General features: G+C 65.2%; 24 protein-coding genes and 1 tRNA gene. 5 read left to right on the top strand and 20 right to left on the bottom strand.

The annotated features are described in order from the left end of the window. Nucleotides 1–64: 64 nt before the first annotated feature. Nucleotides 65–733 (top strand): uracil-DNA glycosylase, encoded by a 669-nt coding sequence (gene ung / locus CBW50_RS21620; RefSeq protein WP_086147460.1) that lies wholly within the window; start codon nt 65–67, stop codon nt 731–733. A 180-nt stretch (nt 734–913) separates the two neighbouring features. Here the strand turns inward: ung and CBW50_RS21615 are convergent, their stop codons facing one another. The 4 genes from CBW50_RS21615 to CBW50_RS21600 form a co-directional block, all read right to left on the bottom strand. Then, entirely contained in the window at nt 914–3070 is a 2157-nt protein-coding gene (locus CBW50_RS21615; protein ID WP_086147459.1) for a TonB-dependent receptor, read from the bottom strand. Between the two features lie 92 nt (nt 3071–3162). Beyond that, nucleotides 3163–3501, bottom strand: a complete 339-nt coding sequence (locus CBW50_RS21610; RefSeq protein WP_086147458.1) for a hypothetical protein — start codon at nt 3499–3501, stop codon at nt 3163–3165. A gap of 67 nt (nt 3502–3568) precedes the next feature. After that, a complete protein-coding gene (locus CBW50_RS21605) occupies nt 3569–4390 on the bottom strand; it encodes a helix-turn-helix transcriptional regulator (protein ID WP_216356391.1) in 822 nt (273 codons plus the stop codon). Beyond that, nucleotides 4380–4925: a YbhB/YbcL family Raf kinase inhibitor-like protein gene (locus CBW50_RS21600; RefSeq protein ID WP_086147456.1), complete on the bottom strand. Its 546-nt coding sequence runs from the start codon at nt 4923–4925 to the stop codon at nt 4380–4382. Before CBW50_RS21600 ends, CBW50_RS21605 begins: the two co-directional genes overlap by 11 nt. Before the next feature lie 216 nt (nt 4926–5141). Between CBW50_RS21600 and CBW50_RS21595 the strand changes: the two genes are divergently transcribed. Both CBW50_RS21595 and CBW50_RS21590 read left to right on the top strand, forming a co-directional pair. Further along, nucleotides 5142–6299 (top strand): PepSY domain-containing protein, encoded by a 1158-nt coding sequence (locus CBW50_RS21595; protein WP_086147470.1) that lies wholly within the window; start codon nt 5142–5144, stop codon nt 6297–6299. A 103-nt stretch (nt 6300–6402) separates the two neighbouring features. Then, complete coding sequence (locus tag CBW50_RS21590; RefSeq protein WP_086147455.1) at nt 6403–6825, top strand: PaaI family thioesterase; 423 nt, start codon at nt 6403–6405, stop codon at nt 6823–6825. A gap of 2 nt (nt 6826–6827) precedes the next feature. Here the strand turns inward: CBW50_RS21590 and CBW50_RS21585 are convergent, their stop codons facing one another. From CBW50_RS21585 to CBW50_RS21555, 7 genes are all read right to left on the bottom strand, one after another. Continuing rightward, nucleotides 6828–7523 (bottom strand): anti-sigma factor, encoded by a 696-nt coding sequence (locus CBW50_RS21585; RefSeq protein WP_086147469.1) that lies wholly within the window; start codon nt 7521–7523, stop codon nt 6828–6830. Continuing rightward, nucleotides 7520–8110, bottom strand: a complete 591-nt coding sequence (locus CBW50_RS21580) for a sigma-70 family RNA polymerase sigma factor (RefSeq protein ID WP_086147454.1) — start codon at nt 8108–8110, stop codon at nt 7520–7522. The genes CBW50_RS21585 and CBW50_RS21580 overlap by 4 nt, the downstream gene beginning before the upstream one ends. A 217-nt stretch (nt 8111–8327) precedes the next feature. Continuing rightward, the gene (locus CBW50_RS21575) at nt 8328–8849 is read right to left on the bottom strand and encodes a peroxiredoxin (protein ID WP_086147468.1); all 522 of its coding nucleotides are present in this window, start codon (nt 8847–8849) and stop codon (nt 8328–8330) included. Nucleotides 8850–8943: 94 nt separating this feature from the next. Further along, nucleotides 8944–9630, bottom strand: coding sequence for a BON domain-containing protein (locus tag CBW50_RS21570; protein WP_086147453.1), 687 nt, complete (start codon nt 9628–9630; stop codon nt 8944–8946). Then, on the bottom strand, nt 9623–10219 hold the full coding sequence (locus CBW50_RS21565) for a phosphoheptose isomerase (protein ID WP_034752465.1): 597 nt from the start codon (nt 10217–10219) through the stop codon (nt 9623–9625). The genes CBW50_RS21570 and CBW50_RS21565 overlap by 8 nt, the downstream gene beginning before the upstream one ends. 57 nt (nt 10220–10276) lie before the next feature. Next, entirely contained in the window at nt 10277–10630 is a 354-nt protein-coding gene (locus CBW50_RS21560) for a YraN family protein (protein WP_086147452.1), read from the bottom strand. 11 nt (nt 10631–10641) lie between these two features. Next, the gene (locus tag CBW50_RS21555) at nt 10642–11814 is read right to left on the bottom strand and encodes a penicillin-binding protein activator (RefSeq protein WP_253251970.1); all 1173 of its coding nucleotides are present in this window, start codon (nt 11812–11814) and stop codon (nt 10642–10644) included. A gap of 195 nt (nt 11815–12009) precedes the next feature. Here CBW50_RS21555 and rsmI point away from each other — a divergent pair, with 195 nt between their 5' ends. Continuing rightward, the gene (gene rsmI / locus CBW50_RS21550; RefSeq protein ID WP_086147451.1) at nt 12010–12918 is read left to right on the top strand and encodes a 16S rRNA (cytidine(1402)-2'-O)-methyltransferase; all 909 of its coding nucleotides are present in this window, start codon (nt 12010–12012) and stop codon (nt 12916–12918) included. 61 nt (nt 12919–12979) lie between these two features. On the opposite strand, the gene CBW50_RS21545 is transcribed toward rsmI, so the two are convergent. After that, on the bottom strand, nt 12980–13564 hold the full coding sequence (locus CBW50_RS21545; RefSeq protein ID WP_086147450.1) for a hypothetical protein: 585 nt from the start codon (nt 13562–13564) through the stop codon (nt 12980–12982). 204 nt (nt 13565–13768) lie between these two features. Between CBW50_RS21545 and CBW50_RS21540 the strand changes: the two genes are divergently transcribed. Then, nucleotides 13769–13845 (top strand) — tRNA-Pro (locus tag CBW50_RS21540). Nucleotides 13846–13947: 102 nt separating this feature from the next. Here CBW50_RS21540 and CBW50_RS21535 read toward each other — a convergent pair. From CBW50_RS21535 to CBW50_RS21500, 8 genes are all read right to left on the bottom strand, one after another. Beyond that, nucleotides 13948–14868, bottom strand: a complete 921-nt coding sequence (locus CBW50_RS21535) for a hydroxymethylglutaryl-CoA lyase (RefSeq protein ID WP_086147449.1) — start codon at nt 14866–14868, stop codon at nt 13948–13950. A 1-nt stretch (nt 14869) separates the two neighbouring features. Then, on the bottom strand, nt 14870–15802 hold the full coding sequence (locus CBW50_RS21530) for a glyoxylate/hydroxypyruvate reductase A (RefSeq protein ID WP_086147448.1): 933 nt from the start codon (nt 15800–15802) through the stop codon (nt 14870–14872). A 21-nt stretch (nt 15803–15823) separates the two neighbouring features. Beyond that, nucleotides 15824–17851, bottom strand: coding sequence for an acetyl/propionyl/methylcrotonyl-CoA carboxylase subunit alpha (locus CBW50_RS21525; RefSeq protein WP_086147447.1), 2028 nt, complete (start codon nt 17849–17851; stop codon nt 15824–15826). A 94-nt stretch (nt 17852–17945) separates the two neighbouring features. After that, entirely contained in the window at nt 17946–18992 is a 1047-nt protein-coding gene (gene bioB / locus CBW50_RS21520) for a biotin synthase BioB (protein WP_086147446.1), read from the bottom strand. A 31-nt stretch (nt 18993–19023) separates the two neighbouring features. Beyond that, complete coding sequence (gene bioD / locus CBW50_RS21515; protein ID WP_086147445.1) at nt 19024–19815, bottom strand: dethiobiotin synthase; 792 nt, start codon at nt 19813–19815, stop codon at nt 19024–19026. Continuing rightward, nucleotides 19805–21001, bottom strand: coding sequence for an 8-amino-7-oxononanoate synthase (gene bioF / locus CBW50_RS21510; protein WP_086147444.1), 1197 nt, complete (start codon nt 20999–21001; stop codon nt 19805–19807). Before bioF ends, bioD begins: the two co-directional genes overlap by 11 nt. 1 nt (nt 21002) lies before the next feature. Next, on the bottom strand, nt 21003–22343 hold the full coding sequence (bioA, locus tag CBW50_RS21505; protein ID WP_086147443.1) for an adenosylmethionine--8-amino-7-oxononanoate transaminase: 1341 nt from the start codon (nt 22341–22343) through the stop codon (nt 21003–21005). Between the two features lie 31 nt (nt 22344–22374). After that, nucleotides 22375–23163, bottom strand: coding sequence for an enoyl-CoA hydratase/isomerase family protein (locus CBW50_RS21500; protein ID WP_086147442.1), 789 nt, complete (start codon nt 23161–23163; stop codon nt 22375–22377). Nucleotides 23164–23173: the final 10 nt, after the last annotated feature.

Here is a 23173-nt window from a genome sequence, read left to right as displayed (position 1 = left end):
GTAGCGGACGTGACGCGGCTATACTGATCAATGATGTTTTAAAAACATGCTTGACGGGGGAGCCATGGACGTACGCATCGACGCATCGTGGAAGGCGCGGCTGGAGGGGGAGTTTGCCCAGCCCTACTGGGAACGCCTGGCCGCTTTCGTGAAGGAAGAGTACGCGGAGGGGCCGTGTTTTCCTCCGGGTAAATACATCTTCCGCGCCTTCGACCTGACGCCGTTCGGGCAAGTCAAAGTCGTGATCCTGGGGCAAGACCCGTATCACACGCCGGGCGCCGCCATGGGGCTGTGCTTTTCGATTCCCGACGGCACGCCGCCGCAGCCCAGCCTGCAGAATATCTTCAAGGAATTACACAGCGACGTGGGCGTGGCGCGCACGCGCACGGATTTGTCCGATTGGGCCGAGCAAGGCGTGTTCTTGCTCAACAGCGTGCTGACGGTGCGCGCGGGCGCGGCCGGTTCGCACGCGGCCAAGGGATGGGAAAAGCTGACGGACAGCGCCATCGGCCATCTGTCCGCCGAGCGCGAACACCTCGTGTTCATCCTGTGGGGCGGCTACGCGCAAGCCAAGCGCAGCCTGATCGACCCCGGCAAGCACCTGGTGCTGGCGGCGCCGCATCCATCTCCCTTGTCGGCCAGTAAAGGTTTCTTTGGCAGCAAGCCGTTCAGCTTGACGAATGCTTATCTGCAGGCGCATGGCCAGGCGCCTGTCGCCTGGGGTGATGGCTGATTCCTGACGGCAACCGACAGCGGCAGGCGTTGCTCCCTGCCGCTGTCTTCGCGCGACTTACAACACCTGGACAGAACCTTAGCGAGCGGATGTGCGGCGTGGCCGAGAAGCGCAGCTGTGCTTTAGCACAGTGAGCATCGGAGGCCGCGCCCCACGCCGCGCAGTAGGTACTGTCAGGTGTTAAAAACTGGTGGACAGGCCTGCGTAGATGCTGCGGCGGGCACCGTGTTGTGGCGCGCCCACGCCCACGCCGGAACCGTCGCGCAGCAAATACGACTTGTCGAACAGGTTGATCAGGGCCAGCCGTCCCTCGACCTTGCCCACCGGCGTGTTCTTCCACGTGTGCGTGAGCGCCGTGTTGACGGTGAAGTAACTCGGCAGATGGCCGGAATTCGGTGCGCCGCCGTCCGGCGTCATGCGCAGGCCGCTGCCGTAGAGGAAGTCAGCGCTCACTTGCGAATCGCCGAAGTGATAGTGGCCGCCGCCCGACAGCGTGTATTTCTGGTCATGATCGAGGTAGACATAGTGGCTGCTGATGTAGTTCAACTCATCGGCGCCAAACAGGGCTTGCCCCGAATTGATGTTGCGGCCTTGCGCCTTTTGCGTGCTGGCGTTGAGGAACAGGCCCCAGTTTTTCTCGCTGTAGATGGCGGACAGCTCCAGACCCCTGGCATAGCCATCCGCATAGTTGAACGGCGTCAAAATCAATGCCTGTCCGAACTGGCCTTCGTCGAGCAGGTTGTTGATTTTTTTATAATATACATCGGCCGTCACGGTCAGTTTCGCATTCACCTGGTGGCTGATGCCCACGTCATAGTAGTGCGTGCGCTCGGCCTTGACGTTGTCGGACTGGCCGATTTCCGGTGCATTCGTCGTGTTCGCGTACAGGTCGATGCTGCCCTGCGCGGCCAGCTCCTGCGGCGGCGGCGTGAAGTAGCGCGAGTAGCCCGCGTGCAGGGCCGTGCCCGGCGCGATCTGGTAGGCCAGATTCACGCGCGGGCTCCATTGCTGCTCGTTCGTGTAGGCCGAGACCTTGTCGAAGCGGGCGCCGTAGTTCAGGGTCAATGGCTTGCTGATATGCCATTCGTCCTGCAGGTAGACACTGGCCAGGGTGCCCGTCTTGCCGCTGTTGTCCAGAATGCTGACCGGCGTGGTGGAGGTTTGCGCCCCGTCAATGGCGGGGAAGACGGCCACCGTGTTGTCGCTCGTCGTCTTCTGGCGCGTGTAGGCCAGGCCGGCGCGCACGGTGTGGTCCTGGTGCAACTTGTAGCTGATGTCGAACTGGGCACCGGAAGCGCTGTTGGCGCGGCGCGCATCCGAGGCCACGCCGTTGTAGATCAGGTCGCCGATGGAATCGGGCGTGAAGTGCAGTTCCGAGTACTGGTGGAAGGCCGACACCTGGTAATTGACGTCGCCCAGGCTTTTTTGCAGCGACAGCACGAGAAAGCGGTTCACTTCGCGCTGGTTTTCATTCAGCTGCGACGACGGCAAGGTGGACGTGCCCGCCTGCGCGTCGCTGTGGCCGGCCAGCGAGAAGCCCGGCGCCTGGTCCGGGTTGTTCGGGATCTGGAAGCGGCCGTTATAGGTGCCGAACATGGCGCCCAGGCGCGTGTTGTCATCGAGAAAATACGACAGGCTGCCGAACGATTTGTTCTGGCGCGTCTTGTCGTGCAGGGCGCTGCGCGTGTCCTGCGGGTTTTCCACGCCCAGGGCATTGCCCAGGTAGCTGCCGGACAGGTAGTAATTGAACTTGCCCACGCTGCCGAAAAATTCGGCACTCGGCTCCACGTGGTCGTGGCTGCCGACCATGATGCCGATGCGCCCGCCGGGCGTCATGCCGCCTTCCTTCGTTTCAATATCGACGATGCCGGCCGTGCGCAGGCCGAACTGGGCCGGCAAGGCGCCCGTCATGAAATCCGTCTTGTCGATCAAGCGCGTGTCGATGGACTGGCCGAAGCCGCTGATGCTTTCGGGCAATTGCACGCCATTGATGCGGTATTGCACGTTGGCATGGTCGTCGCGCACGTGCAAAGCACCTGATCCCTTTGAATCCTGCGACACGCCCGGCAGGCGCAGCAGCACTTCATTGAACGGCGTGTTGTCGCCCTGGCCCAGCATGTCGACCATATGGCTGTCGATGCTGTAGATGGTGGTGCCGACCTTCGGCGACAGTTCGATGCGCGCGCTTTTCAGATGGGCGGACGTGACTTCCACCTTTTGCATTTCCGGCGGGGCGGCATCGCTAGTGGCGTCGGCAGGCTCGGCCGCATGGGCGGAAACGGTAAACAGGCTGGCAAGGGCGAGCGACAGCGCGCTCAGGCGTGGAGTGTGTTGCATGGTAAACCTCGAAAATAGTCAACGCCAGGCGGCCCGGCGCGCATCAAAGCGCGGCAAAGGGCAGCCTGAAAAGGATGAAAACGGCGTGGGAACTACAGCGAGGCGGCAGGCGGGCCGCGCACGGGCGGCAGGACGAGGATGGCGACGGGCGCCAGGGTAGCGGGCGCGAGGGCCAGCAGGCGGTACGGCAGTAACTGGGCGGGCGGCTCGCTGATGGCCGGCGGCACGGCGATGTCGGCCACCTTGTCGATGACCGTGGCGCACAGCGCGCACTCTTCCGCGTCGAGCGTCGTCTTGTGCAGGTGCGAGGCGGCCGTCGACAGCAGGAACACGAGGGCCAGCGCACTGAACAGCGCCACGCACAGCTGCCACGGCGTGCGCGCGAGGGCGGACGCCGGGGAAGGCTTGCGGGATGGCTGGCGGGTAGACATGGGGGCATAGTAGCAAGAAAATCGCTCTGCTGTCAGCGCTTGCTGCGTGATTTGCCCCAGCGCGAACCTACAAGGTGGCGCGCAGGTCGCGCGGCGACAGGCCGTAATGCTGGCGGAAACGGGCCGCGAAGCGCGAGGGCGAGGCGTAGCCGCAGGCGGCGGCGATGTCGCCGATGGGTAAAATACCAGCTTGCAATTCCTGCAAGGCCAGTCCCAGCCGCACGTCTTCCAGGATGGCGCGGAAATGGCGCTGTTCCAGGGCCAGCTGGCGGCGCAGGGTGGAGGCGCCCAGGTGCAGCTGGCTGGCGACCTTGGCCACGCTCCAGTCGGCGCCCGGGTCCAGCAGCAGCACTTGCTGCACGCGCGCGGCCAGCGGGTCGCGGCGGTCCAGCAACAGCGGGCCGCAATGGCCGCCCAGTGCCAGGGCCAGCAGCAAGCCTTCCGCCTGGTGCGCCAGCAGCGCGGGCGGTGTGCTGCCCGCCAGGCTGGCCGTCAGCTGGTCCCAGGCCAGCGCCGCGTGGGCATCGAGCGGCACGCACAGGCTGGCCGTGGCCGCCTGGCGCAGCTGGTTGTCGACGAGACCGCCATGGCGCGCGCGGAAGCGGGCGATCAGGGCCGGCGAAAAACTCAGCACCTCGGCCCGGTAGCCCTGCGCGCCGGGCAGGTTGGCCACGCCCAGTTCCTGGCCCGCCGGCATCAGCACCACGTCGCGCGTGCCGGCGCGGGTCTGGCGCGCGCCCCATTCCAGCAATTTCGTTCCCTGCCGCACGCGGCACAGGGCGCTCTGGAAGACGGGCACGCGGCGCAGCGTTTGCGCGCGGCGCGCCTCGATGGTGCCGTGGGCGATGCGCAGCTCGCTCAGGGCCACCGCCTCCATGTCATCTGCCATACAGTCCCGTCAGCTGCGCCTTGCCCAGCGCGTTGGCGTTGAGCATGTAGCCGAGCATGGCGCCGCTAGTCTGTTGATCCAATGGCAATTTTTCCGTTTTCAGCGCCCAGACGGTGAGCTGGTAGCGGTGCGGCTGGTCGCCCGGTGGCGGGCACGCGCCGCCGTAGGCGCTGTCGCCGTAATCGTTGCGTCCCTGTACGGCGCCCGCCGGCAGGGTGCTGGCCGTGGCGCCGCCCGGCAAGGAGGTGGTGCTGGCGGGCACATTGAACACGCTCCAGTGCCACCAGCCGCTGCCCGTGGGCGCGTCCGGGTCGTACAGGGTGATCGCGTAGCTTTTCGTGCCGGCCGGGGCATTGCTCCACGACAATTGCGGTGACAGGTTGCCGCCCGTGCAGCCGAAGCCCCGGAATACTTGCGCGGAAGCCAGGCGCTGGCCGGGGGCGATGTCGGTGCTGGCGACCGGGAAATCGGCCGCATGGGCGCCCAGGTGAAGAGCGAGGCCCAAGGTGGCGGCGAGGAGGCGGGAGGCGGTCATAGTTTTCCTTTCGATAAGTATAGGGGAAAGTGTATGCCGCGCAACATAACCGCGCGATGCCGATGCGCTCGCTGATGGTGCCGAAACGCTCGTTTTTATGCGAATCCGCCGTTGCCATGAGCGTGTTGTTCGATTCCTTCCTTTCTTGCTGCGCGTGATTTTCCCCGCGGGGCTTTCATGCTATCGTTCCGCAGCCAAAAATTTCCCAAAGATTCCATGTCCCGACGCCCGCTCAAGTGGTTGCTCAGCAAACTGCACCTGTACGTGGGGCTGTGGTTCGGCGCCCTGTTCGTCCTGCTGGGCTTGACGGGTTCCGCCATCGCCTGGATGCCGGAACTCGACGCGTATCTGAATCCGACCTTGTTGCAGGCGAGCACGCCCGCGCCGGGCCAGGTGTTCCAGGTGACGCCGCGCACGCTGCAGGCGGTGGTGGATGGACTCGCGGCCGACCCCGCCTACGGCAAGCCGAGCCAGCTCAATCCGCCCGCCGACGCGCGCGACGTGTACGTGGCTTCGTACCGCCAGGCCGGCAAGCCGTCCCCGTTCAGCCAGGCCGTCGTGCGCCAGGTGATGGTCGACCCCTACACCTTGCAGGTGAAAGGCGAGCGCGACTGGGGCCGCTTCGGCCTCACGCGCCCATTGCTGATGTCGGGCATGTTTCATTTGCACCGCTATGTATTGTCCGGCGACGCGGGCAAGACCATCACGGGGATCTCGGGCGTGGCCCTGCTGCTGATGGCCGTCAGCGGCATCTGCCTGTGGTGGCCGCGCCTGCAGTGGACGGCGATCCGGCGTGCCTTGACGGTGTCGCATGGCGGCTCCTGGCCCCGGTTTAACTACACGTTGCACAAGGCGGCGGGCTTCTTTGCCGCGCCCGTGCTGGCCGTGCTCGCCTTTTCCGGCATCTATTTCAATTTGCCGCAATTGATCGTGCCCGTGGTGGGGCTGGTGTCGGCGGCGCCGGACACGGCAAAACTCAAGAATGTGCAGCAGGAGGGCGCCGTGCTTGACGCGGGCCAGGCCATGGCCGCCGCGCAGCAGCTGTATCCGCAGGCGCGCGTGTCGCGCATCGTGCTGCCGGCGAAACAGGACCAGCCCTATGAGATCCGCGTGCGCCAGCCCGGCGAGATCGCCGACGGCGACGGCGCCACGCGCATCACCCTGGACGCGCGCAGCGGCTTGCCCCTGCGCATACGCGATCCCTTGCAGGCGCCGGCCGGCGATGTCTTCCTGGGCTGGCAATTCCCCCTGCATACGGGCCAGGCGTTTGGCGTGGCCGGGCGCGCCTTCATTACGGTATTTGGCCTGATGCCCTTGCTGTTCCTGCTGACAGGCACCCTGGTGTGGTGGAAACGGCGGCGCGGCCGGAAATAAGCGGCGGCCAAACCGTTGCCGGAAAAATTGCTATCATCATAGTATTTTCCGGCAGCCTTGCCGCTGTCCGGCATCACCACGACAACAAGGAAAAGCAGAGACCATGAGCAATCCCGAGATCACCGTAGCAATGTTGAATGAACGCGGCACGGGCCGCCTGCCCGGCCACCTGGGCATCGTCATCACGGCCGTGGGCGACGGCCAGCTGACGGCGGAATTGCCCGTGCTGCCGCACTTGCTGGCGCCGAATGGCTATTTGCACGCGGGCAGCGTGGTGACCCTGGCCGACACGGCATCCGGCTATGGCTGCATCGCCAACCTGCCCGAGGGCGCGATCAATTTCACCACCATCGAGCTCAAATCGAACCACCTGGGCACGGCCCGCGAAGGCACGCTGACCTGCACGGCCAAGGTCGAGCACAAGGGCCGCAACACGCAGGTGTGGGATGCCGTGGTGAAAAGCAAGGAAACGGGCAAGACCATCGCCCTGTTCCGCTGCACGCAGATGATCCTGTATCCTAAATAAGCTTACATTTTCACCCAGTTACCTTTATACAAGACTGGTCCCGTCGGTCCGTCCGGATTCGGCGAACCGCCTTTCGGCTCCAGGGTAACGGCCAGCAAGGCCACGTCGCTGCCGATGGCGCGCTGCGACAACGCCAGTTTCACGTTGCCCTTGTCGGCCAGTAAACCCAGGGAGCGCGGGTTGCCGCTCTTCGGCACGGCCCACAGTTCCAGGTCGCGGTCGGCGGGCACGGGCGCGTTGGCCACCATGCGCACCTCGAGCGCGCCGTGGCGGCTGTCGGCCGTCAGTAGCAATGCCGTTTGCGCCTTCTCGTCCGTCAGGCTGGCCACATAGCTGATCTGCGGCGCCTCCATCACGCGCGTGGCCAAGACGATCACCAGCAAGGCGGCGATGGCGCTCGACGCCATGCCCAGGCCGCGCCAGAACGACAGCGCATCGCGGAACAGGAACCAGCGGCCCTGCGGCTTCAGGTGCAGGCGCTGCTCGATCTGCCGCCACACGCGCCCGGGCGGCGCCACGGGTGTGGCAAATTCCGCCATCGGTTCCAGGCGCTGGCGCCATTGCGCCGTGATATGGCGCAAATCGGCGTCGTTGTGCAGCCAGCCTTCGAAACGCCGCCGCGCGCCCCCTTTCAGGGTGCCCAGCACGTATTCGGCCGCCAGTTTCTGGCGCAGCGGGTCATTGCCGCGGATATTCATGAGGCCTCCCGTTTCGCCAGGCATGTGCGCAGCCGTTCCAGGCTGCGGCGTATCCACGTCTTGACGGTGCCGACCGGCAGCGACATCTGCTGCGCCACTTCGCTGTGCGACAGGTCGTGATAAAACGCCAGCGCCACCACCTGCCGGTGCAGCCCTTCCAGGGCTGACATGCAAAATGCGAGCGCCTTGGCGTCACCGCTCAGCTGCAGCGCTTCGATCGGCGTGGCCTGGGGGTCCCGGAGTGCGTTCATGACTTCGCTATCAAACTGGTCGGCATCGATTTCCACGGTATCGTCGCTGCGCCGCAGCACATCGAACGCCTTGTTGCGCACGATGGTGGCCATCCAGGTCATCGGCGCGGCCAGATGGCTCTGGTAAGCGGCGGCGTTGTTCCAGATGGCGACGAACCCCTCTTGCAAGGCTTCTTCAGCGAGCTCTTGCTTATGCAATATACGCAGCGCGAAGCCAAACAGTTTCGATGCAGTGGAGTTATACAGCTGGCGGAACGCCGTGGCGTCCTTGTTGCCGGCGGCAAGCAGCCAGGTTTTCAGTTGCTGCGGGTCGGGCTGATGGGCGGCGAGGGACACGGCTGGCCTTCACGAGGTGAATGGGATCACGCCTGGGAAGGTTATAACAGATTGGCAACCTTTAGCAACAAGGTTTTGTGCGGTGTTCTCCCGCCTTTAACGTCTCACAGAAGCGTAGCGAGCGGAAGCGAGTTGCGGCAGAGAAGCGGAACTGTGCTTGAGCACAGTGAGCATCGCAGGCTGCAAATCGCGACGCGCAGCAGCTTATGTGAGACGTTTAGCCGGCGATGGCCGTTTCCAGCAGCTTGTGCAGTTCGGCAAATTCCGGCTTGCCCACGTAGCGCTTGAGGATCTTGCCCTGCTTGTCGAGCACGAAGGTGGTGGGCGTGAGGGCCACGTCGCCGTAGGCCTTGGCCGCCTCGCCCGTCACGTCGAGCGCCACCTTGAACGGCAGCTGGCGCGTTTCGGCGAAGTTCAGCACGTAGTTGGCCGGATCGTATTTCATGGCCACGGCCACGAATTCCAGTCCCTGCCCCTTGTACTTGTTGTAGGTGTCGATCATTTCCGGCATTTCCGCCACGCAAGTCGTGCACGACGTGGCCCAGAAATTGACCATCACCACCTTGCCGCGCAGGCTGTCGGAGGTGATTTTCTCGCCATGGATGCCGTGGAACGTCACGTCCGGCGCGCTTTGCTTGTCGTTCAGCGACAGATAGCCGGCTGCCGCCACGCCCGCCACGAAGACGGCGATGAGGGCTGGCTTGATCCAGGACTTGCTTGCGGATGGCGAAGTGGACATGGCGAAGTTGAAATAAGTCACTAGAGTAGCGCGACGATGCGGTCATTATAGCTGCATCGTCGCGCCATTGCCGTAGGTCAAACGGCGGAGGCGCTTACTGCTGCACCGTATCGCTGACCGTGTTCGTCGTGCGCTGCTGCGGCGGATCGGGCTGCAATTGCTTCAGTTCCGCTTCCGAGATGTAGTCGAACAGCTTGATCACCTTCTGCACGCCGCTCACGCCGCGCGCCACGTCGGAGGCGACCGTGCCTTCACGCTGGGTGACTCTGCCCATCAGGAAGACGGTGCCGTTTTCCGTGACGACCTTGAAGGAGGCGGCCGAGATGGTTTTCATGTCCACCAGGCTGGCCTTGACCTTGGCCGTGATCAGCGCGTCGTTCGAGCGCGAGGTGTAGCTGGCGGGGCCGGCGATGATCAGCTCATTGGCCACCGATTCCACGCCTTCGATATTGCGCACTTCGCGCTCGACGGCGTTTTTCATCGCCTCGTCGCGCACTTCGCCCGTCAGCAGGACGCGGCGGTTGAAGCTGGTGACGTTCACGTGGCCGGCGTCGCCGACGATGGAGGGGACGCGCGACTCGCCCTTCAGGGCGATCGACTTGTCTTCGGTCTGGGCGCCCAAGGTGCGGCGGTCCGCCGCGGCAACGCCGCCCATCACCGCGCCGCCGACCATCAGTTCGATGCAGCCGGTGAGCGAAGTGAGCATGGCGCCGCACAGCAGTGCGGTGGCCAGCGGGCGCTGTACGCGTTTCCAGCCTGGGCCAGTACCGAATTTAGTCATTCACGTCTCCTCCGAATAGGGCGACGTCGATGCCGTCGCAGATGCAGTGTATGGTGGTCAGGTGGACTTCCTGGATGCGCGCCGTGCGCTCGGCCGGCACGCAGATGTGCACGTCGGCGTCCGTCAGCATCTTGCCGATGGCGCCGCCGTCCTTGCCCGTCAGCGCCACGACGCGCATTTCGCGCTCGAGCGCCGCTTCCACGGCCGCCATCACGTTGGCCGAATTGCCCGACGTGGAAATGGCCAGCAGGATGTCGCCGGCCTGGCCGAAGGCCTGCACCTGCTTCGAGAAGATTTCGCGGTAGCTGTAGTCGTTGGCCACGGCCGTCAGGATGGATGTATCCGTCGTCAGCGCCAGGGCCGGCAGCGGAAAGCGTTCGCGCTCGAAGCGCCCGACCAGCTCGGCCGCGAAATGCTGGCAGTCGGCGGCGGAACCGCCGTTGCCGCAGGCGAGGATCTTGTTGCCGTTGGACAATGCATAAAACATCAGGTCGATCGCCTGCGCAATGGGTTGCGCCAGTACGGTGGCGGCCTGGATCTTGAGTTCGGCACTTTCGTGGAAGTGCGAGAGGATGCGTTGATTATTCATAGTCTGCCGATTATAGTGCAGCCGCGCGGCATGGCGGACAAGCACTGTTAAAAATGCTTACATATCCAGAATGTTTTTCAGCCAGCTGATGCGCCCGGCGTCGATGCACAGGGCGTCGAAGCGGCACGGCGGCAGTGTCTGTTGTCCTTGCAGCCAGGTTTGCGCGGCCACCACCATGCGCCGCTGCTTGGCCGGCGTGATGCTGGCCAGGGCGCCGCCGTAGGCCGCGCCCGAGCGTTGCCGCACTTCCACGAAGACGATGGCGGTGCCGTCGCGCATGATCAGGTCCAACTCGCCGCCCCGGCACAGATAGTTGCGTTGCAATAGCACCAGTCCTTGCAGCAGCAGATACGCGAGCGCATCGTCTTCCGCCTGCCGTCCCTGTTCCCGTTTGGTCCAGAAGGGCGGCATGGCGCCAGTCCTTATTGTACCGGCGGCGCGGCCGGCGGGGCCGGTGGCCAGGTGCCCAGCACGCCCTGCTGGTAGCTGGCGGCCTGCTCCGTCCGTTCGAACACGCTTTGATCCTTCTCAAAGCGCACGGCCAGGCGGCCCGTTACGCCGTCGAGCGTGAAAGGCGCATTGGGCCGCAGCGCCAGTTCGCGCGCCACGCGGAAGGCATCGATGCCCAGTGCGTACAGGCGTTCCATGTCGGCCGTCAGGCGGCGTTCGCCCGGCTGCGGCGGTTGCGGATACACCATCACCTGCGGATGGTCGCGCTGCACCTGCCATGGCAGGTCCAGCAGGCGCGCGCCGTCGAGTTCGGGCCCGCTGGCGCCGCGCCCGGCGCCGGGATTGAGCGACGAGGTGCCGTACAGGGGCAGGTCGCTGCCGATGGCCACGCGCAGCTGGCGCGCCTGGTCGGCGTCCAGCGCGGCAAACAGCAGGCCCGGCGGCGTGGCGGCCAGGCGTGCGCGCAGCTGCACCAGTTCCGCATCGCTCAGGTAGCCGTTCGTGGCCGTCAAGTCCATGGTTTCGATCTTGCCGCCCTGGCGCAGCCATTCCTGCTTGAAGGCGGCGCTGGTGCGGCGCTGCGACGGCGAACCGGCCGACAGGATCAGCGCGCTGGCGCCCGGCTGTTCGCTGGCGGCCCAGGCGGCCACCTGGCGCGCTTCCGCCTCGATCGACAGGCCCATCACCAGCAGCTTGGCCGGCAGGCGCGCCTCGCCGCGGTTGTCCGGGTGGTTCAGGGCGACCGTGGGCTTGCGTACCAGGTCGCTGTTCGCGACGGCCGTCACGGCCGGGCGCGACAAGGGACCGACGACGATGTCCTGTTCTTCCTGCGCCTGTGCAAACTTGTTCAGCACGTCGGTGCTGCCGTCGCCCGTGTCGATCACCGTCACTTCAAAGCCGCTGCGGTCGCGCTCATACGCGGCCATGAAGCCGGCGCGCAGCAATTCGGCGGCCGGGCCCAGGGTGTCCGAGCGCAGCGGCAGCAGCAGGCCGATGTGGTGGACCTTGCCGTCGGCCGGCGCCGGCGCCGTGGCGGCCGGCATGTCCTGCGGCGTGCCGGTGGCCGGCTTGCTGGTGATGGGCGCCAGCGGCGCGCCGTTGCCGTCATACGCGGTAATATCGGGCACGGCCACGGCGAATGTCACGGGTTCGGGCGCGGGCGGCTTGGGCGGAACGGGGGGCGGCAGCGGCTTCGGTGGCGGGAGCGGCCTTGTGTTAGATTCAATAGGCGCGCACAATTGCCCGGGCGCGTCGCAAGGCGTGCTGCAAGCGCTCAGCATGCCGGTCGCGGCACAAACAAGCAGTAACTTCACACTATTAGCAAGCATTCAACCTCCAAAATGACCGTACAAGAAATCAGTTCCATCGCCAGCCTGCCCATCATGACAGAGGCGGCGCACCAGGTCTATCCTATCGCAACATTGTATGTAGTGGCCACGCCGATCGGCAATGTGACCGATATCAGCCTGCGCGCGCTGCATTTGCTGAGCCTTGCCGACGCCGTCGCCTGTGAAGATACGCGCAATACGGCGCACCTGCTGACGCGCTTTGGCCTGAACAAGCCATTGATTGCGGCACATCAACATAACGAACGCGAAGTGGCGCAGACGTTGATTGCGCGCCTGCACGCGGGCGAGCGCATCGCCCTCGTTTCCGACGCGGGCACGCCGGCCGTCTCCGACCCCGGCGCGCGCATCGTCGACGCCGTGCGCGCGGCCGGCTTGCGCGTGCTGCCCCTGCCCGGCCCGTCGGCGGCCATCACCGCCATTTCCGCCAGCGGCCTGCTCAATGACCAGTTCTACTTTGTCGGCTTCCTCCCGGCCAAGGCCAAGCAGCGCGAAAACATGCTGCACGGCTTGCGCGGCGTGACGGCGACGATGGTGTTCTACGAGGCGCCGCACCGCATCCTCGATTGCGCCACGGCCCTGGCCGAAGCGTTCGAGCCGACGCGCCAGGTGGTGTTTGCGCGCGAGCTGACGAAACTGTTCGAGGAAATCCACCGCTGCCCCCTGTCCGAAGCGGAAAGCTGGATCCGTGCCGACGCGCACCGCGAAAAAGGAGAATTCGTCATCCTGCTCGAAGGCGCGACCGAGGCGCAGGACGCGGAAGACGTGGAAGCGGAACGCATCCTCAACATCCTGCTGGCCGAATGCAGCGTCAAGCAGGCGGCGAACCTGACGGCGCAGATCACGGGGCGCAAGAAAAACGCCCTGTATGAGCGGGCGTTGCAGTTGAAGGGGCAGGAATAGCTTGATTCCAGCATACCCATATTGTGTAGGATCCTGCCCAAGTGAGTATGTTATTAAATAATCACCACTTGCAACCGCTATCCTTCTTGTCGAGCAACATCAGCACGGGCGCCAGCAAGCCTGCGCCGGAATAGGCGCTGCGGCAGTCGCCGCGCTTGCCTTGGGCGATGTCGCGCGCCAGCTGGCTTTCCGTTTGCAGCGGTTTGTCGGGGATTTGCCCCACGGCCGTGCCCACCTTGGACGGGTCGCGCTCGCCCGCCATCGTGCGCGCCGTGCGTTTGGCCGCTTCCATGTCGAATTTCGGCGTTGCCGGGCTTTCTTGCCTGAAGGTATCGGGACTGGCCGCCGGCGTGGCCGGTGATGCCGGGACGACCGTGATGGCTTGCGGGCTGGACGCTGGCGCTTCGCGGGCAGCGGCGGGTTTCGGCTTGCTGACGGGCTTGGCTTCCCGCTTCGGCTTGACCACCTCGACGGGCGGCGGCGGAGGCTTGGCGGCCAGCGGGCGTATCCATACGGCGATCGATTCCACGCGCGGCGCGGTGTCCGGCGGCGCAGGCGGCTGCACATGACGCCAAAGATAGATCAAGGCGCCATGCAGCAGCAAGGATACGCCGACGCCCAGCGCGATGCCGCGGCGATACGGCATGGGCTGGCCGCCGCCGCTTCTTTCTATTCTGAACTCCATTGCCGTCGTCGCCTTCATGTCTGTCGGGAGAACTTGCCAAGCCAGTGTCGCATACTTCAATCGTTTTGAAAAATACATGAGTCGCAGTGCCGCGCGTAAATAATTTACACAGAGTTTCACCTGACCCTTGACCGAAGTCGATACGGCCTGTATTATCTTGGTCTTCGGAGTGTGGCGCAGCCCGGTAGCGCACCTGGTTTGGGACCAGGGGGTCCAAGGTTCGAATCCTTGTACTCCGACCAAATTTGTAGAAAAAAACCCAAGAGTTTCGGCTCTTGGGTTTTTTTTCGTCTGTCTTTCGTACATGCGGCATGCAGTAAAAAGGGGCCGTCGGCCCCTTTCGTTTAAGCTGCGCGTTTCGCCGCAATCGCGTTGCCGGCGCGGCTGGAGCCCTTGCGCCCCAGCTGCTGCGAGATGAACTGGCCCGCGTCGACCACCAGGTCCAGGTCGATGCCGGTGTCTATCCCCAGTCCCTGCATCATGTACAGCACGTCCTCGGTGGCCACGTTGCCGGTGGCGCCCTTGGCGTAGGGGCAGCCGCCCAGGCCCGACACGGACGAATGATAAATCGCAATGCCCGTTTCCAGGCTGGCGTAGATGTTCGCCAGCGCCTGGCCGTAGGTGTCGTGGAAGTGGCCGGACAGGCCGCCCACGTGGAAAGCCGCGATGGCGCGTTCCATTACCGCCTGCGTCTTTCTCGGCGTGGCTACGCCGATGGTGTCGGCGATGTCGATCTCGTCGCAACCGAGGTCGCGCATGCGGCCCACCACGTCGGCCACGGCGTCGAGCGGCACGTCGCCCTGGTAGGGGCAGCCGAAGGCGCAGCTGATGCTGCCGCGCAGGCGCAGGCCGTGTTTCTTGGCCGCCTTCGCCACGCCTTCGAAGCGGGCGATCGATTCGGCGATCGAGCAATTGATGTTCTTTTGCGAGAATGCCTCCGAGGCGGAGCCGAAGATCACCACTTCATCGGCCTTTGCCGCCAGCGCCGCCTCAAAACCCTGCATGTTCGGCGTCAGCGCCGAATAAATGGTGCCCGGGCGGCGCGCGATCTTTTCCATCACTTCCGCGCTGGTGGCCATCTGCGGCACCCATTTCGGCGAGACGAACGACGCCGCCTCGATATTGGCGAAGCCGGCCAGGGTCAGGCGGTCGACCAGCTCGATCTTGACGGCGGCGCTGATGGTGTCCTTCTCGTTTTGCAGCCCGTCGCGCGGGCCCACTTCGACGATCTTGACCTGCTTGGGCAAACTGGTAGTTGGGTTCATCTCAATATCCTTGCAAACGGTTGACGATGCCGGCCACAAGCTCTCCGGCGTGCAGGCGGCGCATCTTGGCGGCGATCTGCGCCACGCTTTCGCGGCGCAGGGTGGCGGCCGAAATATGCGGCGTGATGGTGATGCGCGGTTCTTGCCAGAACGGGTGCTGCTGCGGCAGCGGCTCGTTGCGGAACACGTCCAGGGTCGCCCCGGCGATATGCCCGGAGCGGATCAGGGTCAATAAGTCCGGTTCGGCCAGATGCGCGCCGCGCGCCACGTTGATGACGTAGGCGCCCGGCAGCAGCATCGACAGGCGGGCGCGGTCGAGCAGGTTGTGCGTCTCCGGCGTGAGCGGCAGCATGCACACCAGCAGGCGCGTGCCGCGCAAGAAGGCTTCGAGCTCCTCTTCGCCCGCAAAACACTGCACGCCGCCGATGTGCTTCCGGCTGCGGCTCCAGCCGCGCAAGGGGAACTCGAACTGCGCCAGCGCCTGCAGCACGCGCGCGCCCAGCACGCCCATGCCCAGCACGCCGACGGGGAAATCCATCTTGTCGAAGGCGGGCAGCGGCTGCCAGATGCCGGCGCGGCCCTGCGCCTCGTAGTCGTCGAAGCGGCGGAAGTGGCGCAGCACGGCGTGGCTCACATACTCGGCCATCTGCACGCCCATGCCCGCGTCATCGAGGCGCACCAGCGGCACCTGGGCGGGCAGCGCCTCGCCGAACTTCAACAGCGCGTCGACGCCGGCGCCCGTGTTGAAGATGGCTTTGACTTCGCGCAAGGCCGGCAGCATGGCGGCGGGCGGCTGCCACACGACGGCGTAGTCGCATGGCGCGAACGTGTCGCCTTCGCGCCAGAAGACAATCTCGGCTTCGGGCAGCAAGTCTTTAAAGTCGGCGATCCACGCCGCCTCCTTGCCGTCCGACCGTTGTAGAAGAATGCGCATGGACGTTTCCAAGGGCGCCCCTTACGCGGCGGCCTTGAAGGCCAGCAGCGGCGCTCCATCGGCCACCTGGTCGCCCACCGCGTACAGCACGTCTTCCACCAGGCCGTCGTGCGGCGCGGCGATCGTGTGCTCCATCTTCATCGCTTCCATGATGACCAGCGGCTCGCCCTTCTTGACGTCCTGCCCTTTGTTCACCAGCACGGCGACGACCTTGCCGGGCATGGGCGCCGTCAGGCGGCCGCCCTCTGCTTCCGTTTCGCCCGCATGGGCCATCGGGTCGCTGTAGTGCAGCGTGTAATGCAAGCCGCCGGTGAATACGTGGAACTGCTCGCCGTCGCGCAGCACCGTGCCGTGCACGGCACGTTCACCGAGCTTGATGTGCAGCTCGTTGCCTTTGCGCGCCGTCAAGGTGAGGGGCTCGCCGTTGAACAGCCAGCCATCGGTTTTGTAGGCGATGCGCGCGGCATAGGCCTTGCTGTCGCCAGCCAGCGCGAATTCGTCGGCAAACGCCAGGCTGCGGCCCAGGGTGCTGTTCAGGCGCCAGCCCAGGGCATTGCCCCACGGGTCGGCGGGGTTGCCCGACTGCGCTTCGGACGCCGCTTTTTCTTCTGTCAGCAGGCTGACTGCCGCCAGCGCCAGGGCCGTGTCGGGCGCCGCCTGCAGGGCGGGGAACAGCGAGGCCTGATTGCGTTCGATCAAACCCGTATCGAGGTCGGCGCTGGCAAAGGCCTGGCCTTCGACCAAACGCTTCAAAAAGGCGATATTGCTGGCCAGGCCCACGATCTGGTAGTCGGCCAGCGCCTGCGCCATGCGCGCCAGCGCTACGCGGCGGTCCGCGCCCCAGACGATCAGCTTGGCGATCATCGGGTCGTAGAACGGCGAGATGGCGTCGCCTTCGCGCACGCCCGAATCGATGCGCACGGACGCCGGCACCACGGTGCCGCCCAGTTCGAACGTCACGGCCGATGGCGACTGCATGTGGCGCAGGGTGCCGATCGACGGCAAAAAGCCCTTTTCCGGGTTTTCCGCATAGATGCGCGCCTCGATGGCGTGGCCGTGGATGGTCAGTTCGCTCTGTTTTTTCGGCAGCGGCTCGCCAAAGGCGACGCGCAGCTGCCATTCCACCAGGTCGGTGCCGGTGATCATTTCCGTCACCGGGTGTTCCACCTGCAGGCGCGTGTTCATCTCCATGAAGTAGAACGAGCCATCCTGGTTGGCGATGAATTCCACCGTGCCCGCACCGACATAGCCGACGGCCTTGGCGGCGGCGACGGCCGCCTCGCCCATGGCGGCGCGGCGGTCAGGCGACATGCCCGGCGCCGGCGCCTCTTCCAGCACCTTCTGGTGGCGGCGCTGCACCGAGCAATCGCGCTCGAACAGGTAGATGCAGTTGCCCAGCGTGTCGGCGAACACCTGGATTTCGATATGCCGCGGACGCGACAGGTATTTTTCGGCCAGCACCTTGTCGTCGCCGAAAGAGCTGATCGCTTCGCGCTTGCACGAGGCCAGCGCCGCCTTGAAGTCGGCGCTGTTCTCGATGACGCGCATGCCCTTGCCGCCGCCGCCGGCCGAAGCCTTCAGCAGCACGGGGTAGCCGATCTTGTCGGCCTGGCCGTGCAAAAAGTCCGCATCCTGATTCTCGCCGTGGTAGCCGGGCACCAGCGGCACATTGGCTTTTTCCATCAGCGACTTGGCCGCCGATTTCGAGCCCATGGCGCGCATGGCGGAAGCCGGCGGGCCGATGAAGACGAGGCCCGCCGCGTGGCAGGCGTCGGCGAAGTCGGCGTTCTCGGACAAAAAGCCGTAGCCGGGGTGGATCGCCTGGGCGCCAGTGGCCAGCGCCACGGCGATGATCTTCTCGCCGCACAGATAGCTTTCCTTGGCCGGCGCGGGGCCGATCAGCACGGCTTCGTCGCAGACGGCGACGTGCTTGGCGTTGGCGTCCGCTTCCGAATACACGGCGACGGTCTGGATGCCCATGCGGCGCGCGGTGGCGGCGACGCGGCAGGCGATTTCGCCGCGGTTGGCGATCAGGATTTTAGTGAACATGGTCTCTCTCTTTGCAGCTCGTGGCTGGAAGTTTTTTATCTGAGGTGTCGCTGGGAGGGGACGCGCCCGGGCGGGGCGCATCCCATGGGCTGGATCAGCAGCCGCACTTCTCTTTCTGTACCGAGTCCAGCATGGCGCCGCGCGTCTGCAGGCCCAGTTTGTTCAGCAAGACGCGGTCGTCTTCCGCTTCCGGGTTGTCGGTGGTGAGCAGCTTGTCGCCGTAGAAGATGGAATTGGCGCCAGCCAGGAAACACATGGCCTGCACGGCTTCGCCCATCTGGCGCCGGCCCGCCGACAGGCGCACGCGCGCCTTCGGCATGGTGATGCGGGCCACGGCGATCGTGCGCACGAATTCGAACGGGTCCAGCGCTTCCAGGCCATACAAAGGCGTGCCTTCCACCTGCACCAGGTGGTTCACGGGCACCGATTCCGGGTACGGATTCAGGTTCGCCAGCTGGGCGATCAGGCCCGCGCGCTGCAGACGCGTCTCGCCCATGCCGACGATGCCGCCGCAGCACACTTTCAAGCCCGCTTCGCGCACGCGGCCCAACGTGTCCAGACGGTCCTGGTATTCGCGCGTGGAGATGACGTTGTCGTAGAACTCGGGCGCCGTGTCCAGGTTATGGTTGTAGAAGTCCAGGCCCGCGTTTTTCAGGCGGTCCGCTTGTCCCTCTTCCAGCATGCCCAAAGTAGCGCACGTTTCCAGGCCCAGCGCCTTGACCTTGCTCACCATCTCTTCGACTTTTTCCATGTCGCGCTCTTTCGGGCTGCGCCAGGCTGCGCCCATGCAGAAGCGCGTGGCGCCGTTGGCTTTCGCCTGGCGGGCCGCGTCGAGCACGGTGTCGATGTCGAGGATTTTTTTCGCTTCCACGCCCGTGTCGTAGCGGGCCGCCTGCGGGCAGTAGCCGCAGTCTTCCTCGCAGCCGCCCGTCTTGATCGACAACAGGGTTGCCAGTTCCACGTCGCCATCGGGGAAGTTGGCGCGGTGGGTTTGCTGGGCCTGGAACATCAGCTCATTGAATGGCAGGTCGAACAGGGCCAGCACATCGGCGACGGGCCAGGTGGCCGCTTCCGGCACGGTGATGCGCGCCGCTGGGCGGTGCAGTTCGACGGTTTTTGCTGCTTCTTGGACGTGAGACATGTGATTCCTTCGCTTCTATTTTTTAAATACGTTAAATGTTTGACTGTTGCGCCGGCCAGTTCGGCAAGCCGGTGAAATCGAGATACGCGGCCGCCGCTTCCGCGCTCGGCTGCGCCAGGCGCGGCACCCTGCCCAGCAGCGGCGCCGGGATGCGCTCGATCAGCGCATCGATATTTTCATCGAGGAAGCGCATTTCCACTTCAAGCGTGTTGGCGACCCAGCCGATGACCTTCAGGCCGCGCGCTTCGATGGCTTCCACCGTCAGCAAGGCCTGGCTGATGCAGCCCAAACGCATGCCGACCACGAGGATGACGGGCAAATCGAGCTGCTGCGCCAGGTCGGCCGAGTCGAAACCGGGCGACAGGGGCACGCGGAATCCGCCCACGCCTTCGACCACGACGGCGTCCGAGGCGGCGGCGATTTCCAGGTAGGCGGCCAGGATCGGCACCGATTCGATGCTCACGCCTTCGAGGGCGGCGGCGATGTGCGGCGCGGCCGCTTCTTTGAGCATGTAGGGCGTGGTGATATTGCGCAGCATGCTGACGTTGCCGGCGGCGATCAGGCTGTCGGCGTCTTCATTATGCAGTTCGCCGTCGCGCATCTCGGCGCCGGCGGCGACAGGCTTCATGCCGCAGGCGCGCACGCCGCGCGCTACCAGCGCGTGCAGCAGGGCCGACGAGGTCAATGTCTTGCCGATTTCCGTGTCCGTGCCGGTGACGAAACAGGCAAAGCGCGAGGGCAAGCCGGCAGTGGCGGGGGCTGGCTGCACGGCCGGCGCCAGGTCCGCCAGCACTTCGGCCACGATGGGGTCATCAAGGCTCATGGCGAGTCCTTTCCAGGGTGTTGACTGCGTTGATCAATTGCGCCACTTCCTGCGCCGTGTGGCCGGCCGACAGGGTCACGCGCAGGCGCGCCGTGCCCGCTGGCACGGTGGGCGGGCGGATGGCGCCGACCCACAGGCCCTGCTGGTACAGGGTGGCGGCGATATCGAGCATGTCCGCATTCTCGCCGATGATGACGGGCTGGATGGCGGACAGCGACGGCAAGGCTTGCCAGCGCCGCAGCTGCAAGCCGTCATTCCATTGCGCCACCAGCGCGGCCAGGTGGGCGCGGCGCTGCCGGCCTTCCTCGCCGGCGATGATGTCCAGGCTGGCCAGCAGCGCGTGCGCGAGCGCGGGCGCGGCCGCCGTCGTGAAGATGTAGGGGCGCGCCTTCTGGATCAGCGTTTCGATCACGGCGTCGTGCGCGCAAACAAAGGCGCCGCCCACGCCGGCCGACTTGCCCAGCGTGCCCACGTAGACCAGGTAGGGCGAATGCAGGCCGAAGTGTTCCAGCGCGCCGCGGCCATTGGCTCCCAGCGCGCCGAAGCCGTGCGCGTCGTCGACCACCAGCCAGGCGCCATATTGTTCGCACAGGGCCAGCAGCGCGGGCAGCGGCGCCAGGTCGCCATCCATGCTGAAGACGCTGTCGGTGACGACGATTTTCGTTTGTGCCGTGCTGGCCGCCAGCAGGAGCGCCAGGGCATCGAGGTCCGCGTGCGGATACACGCGCGTCTTGACGCGGGACAAACGCGTGCCGTCGATCAGCGAGGCGTGGTTCAGCGCTTCCGAGAAGATCTCGGCTTCGGCATCACCGGCCGCCAGGGCCGTCAGCACGGCCAGGTTGGCCATGTAGCCGGTGCAGAAATACAGCGCGCGGGCGTTTTCCAGGTTGGGGCCCACGAAATCGGCCAGGCGCTCTTCCAGCTGCGCGTGGGCGCGGCTGTGGCCGCTGATCAGGTGGGAAGCGCCGCTGCCGGCGCCATACAGGTCGGCGCCCTCCTTCAGCGCGGCGACGATGCGCGGATGCGACGCCAGGCCAAGGTAGTCATTGCTGCAAAAGGCCAGCATGGCGCGGCCATCGACCGTCAGGCGCGGCGCGCACGGCGTGTCGACGGTGCGGCGGCGGCGGATCAGGCTACGCTCTTCCAGTCCCTGCAATTGCTGCTTCAAGCGCGTGAGCAGTTCCATTTCAGGCTCCGATCACTTTGTTGAAGACGGCCAGCGTCTGCTGGCCCAGGCCCGCGATTTCTGCGTCGTCGAGGATGTACGGCGGCATCAGGTAGACGGTGGCGCCGATGGGGCGCATCAGCAGTTCGTGTTGCAGCGCCGTGCTGAAGAAGCGGCGCGAAAAGTCGGGCGCCGCATCGACGGCGTCAAAGGCCCAGATCATGCCCTGCTGGCGGAAATTCTTGACTTTTTCATGCTGCGCCAGCGGCGCCAGGGCGCGCGTGATCCTGGCGGCGCGTTCCCGGTTGGCCGCCAGTACGTCGTCTTCCTCGAAAATCGACAGGGTCGCCAGCGCCGCGCGGCAGGCCAGCGGATTGCCCGTGTACGAGTGCGAATGCAAAAAGCCGCGGCGCACGTCGGTGCTGTAGAACGCCTGGTAGATGTCTTCGCGCGTCATCACGAGGGACAGCGGCAAATAGCCGCCGCTGATGCCCTTCGACAGGCAGACGAAGTCGGGCCAGATGCCGGCCTGTTCGCAGGCAAAGAACGTGCCCGTGCGGCCGCAGCCGACGGCGATTTCGTCGAGGATCAGATGGACTTGATAGCGGTCGCACAGGGCGCGCACGAGCGACAGGTACAGCGGGTCGTGCATGGCCATGCCGGTGGCGCACTGCACCAGCGGCTCGATGATGATGGCGGCGATTTTGTCCGCTTTTTCCTGGAACAGCCGTTCCACGTCGGCCGCGGCGCGGCGCGCCACGTCCTGCGCCGTTTCGCCCTCGGCCGCCTGGCGGAAGTCGGGCGACATCACCGTCTGCGAGGCACGCAGCAGGGGGCCGTAGGCATCCTTGAACAGGGCGACATCGGTGACGGCCAGGGCGCCGATGGTTTCGCCGTGGTAGCTGCCTTTCAGGCAGACGAATTCCTGTTTTTCACCTTTGCCGCTGTTGCGCCACGCATGAAAACTCATTTTCAGGGCGATTTCCACGGCCGACGCCCCGTCGGACGCGTAAAAGCTGTGGCCAAGCACGCCGCCCGTCAAGGCGGAGAGCTTTTCCGACAGCTCGATCACCGGTTCATGCGTAAAACCGGCCAGCATTGCGTGTTCCAGGCGGTCCAGCTGGTCCTTCAGTTCCGCATTGATGCGCGGATTGGCATGGCCGAACAGGTTCACCCACCAGGAGCTGATGGCGTCCAGGTAGCGTCGTCCTTCGTGATCATACAGCCAGGCGCCGCGGCCATGGCTGACGGGGATCAAGGGGACTGCGTCGTGAGCCGATGCGTGGTGCTGCATTTGTGTGCAAGGGTGCCACACGCTGCGCAGACTGCGTTCGACCCAGCCCGATTGTTTTTCTGCTTTCAAAACTGCTCCAATGATTTTCTTAATCCATGCGCTAGCCCATGAGCCAACCCGGCTTGCGCTTGTCGAGGAACGATTGCACGCCTTCGCGTCCCTGTTCCGAGGCGCGGATCTGCGCGATGCGTTCGGCGGTGTCCGCCAGCAGCGCGTCGTCGACGGGCAGGCCGACGATCTCGCGCACCAGCGTTTTCGCTTGCGCCACGGCGTGCGGGCTGTTGCCCGTCAGCGCTTTGAGTACCTCGGCCGTTTTTGCGTCCAGCGCGCTTGCTTCGACTACCTCGTGGGCAAAGCCGATGCGCAGCGCTTCCTGGGCGGAGAATCGCTCCGCCGTCAGGAAATAGCGGCGTGCCGCGTTTTCGCCCATGGCCTTGATGACATACGGTGAAATAGTGGCCGGGATCAGTCCCAGCCGCACTTCGCTCAGGCAGAAATGCACGTCTTCCGCAGCCAGAATGATATCGCATGCGGCGACGAGGCCCATGCCGCCCGCATAGCAGTCGCCCTGGATCTTCGCCACCACGGGCTTGGGACACAGGTAAATCGTGCGCAGCATCTGCGCCAGCTGCAGCGCGTCGGCCTGGTTTTCGGCATGCGTGTAGCTTGCCATCTTCTTCATCCAGTTCAGGTCCGCGCCGGCGCAGAAGGCCGCGCCATTGGCCGCCAGCACGATGGCGCGCACCATCTCGCTGCGCCCCAGGCCCTCGAAGGCGCGCGCCAGTTCGGCGATCGTCGTCTCGTTGAAGGCGTTGCGCACGTCGGGGCGGTTCAGGGTCACGGTGGCGACATTGCCCTCGATGACCAGCTTTAAGGTTTCAAATTCCATGCTCTTCTCC

It is taken from the genome of Janthinobacterium sp. GW458P, from assembly GCF_002127585.1.
Taxonomy (GTDB): domain Bacteria; phylum Pseudomonadota; class Gammaproteobacteria; order Burkholderiales; family Burkholderiaceae_D; genus Janthinobacterium.
This window is presented reverse-complemented; position numbering and strand designations above follow the sequence as displayed.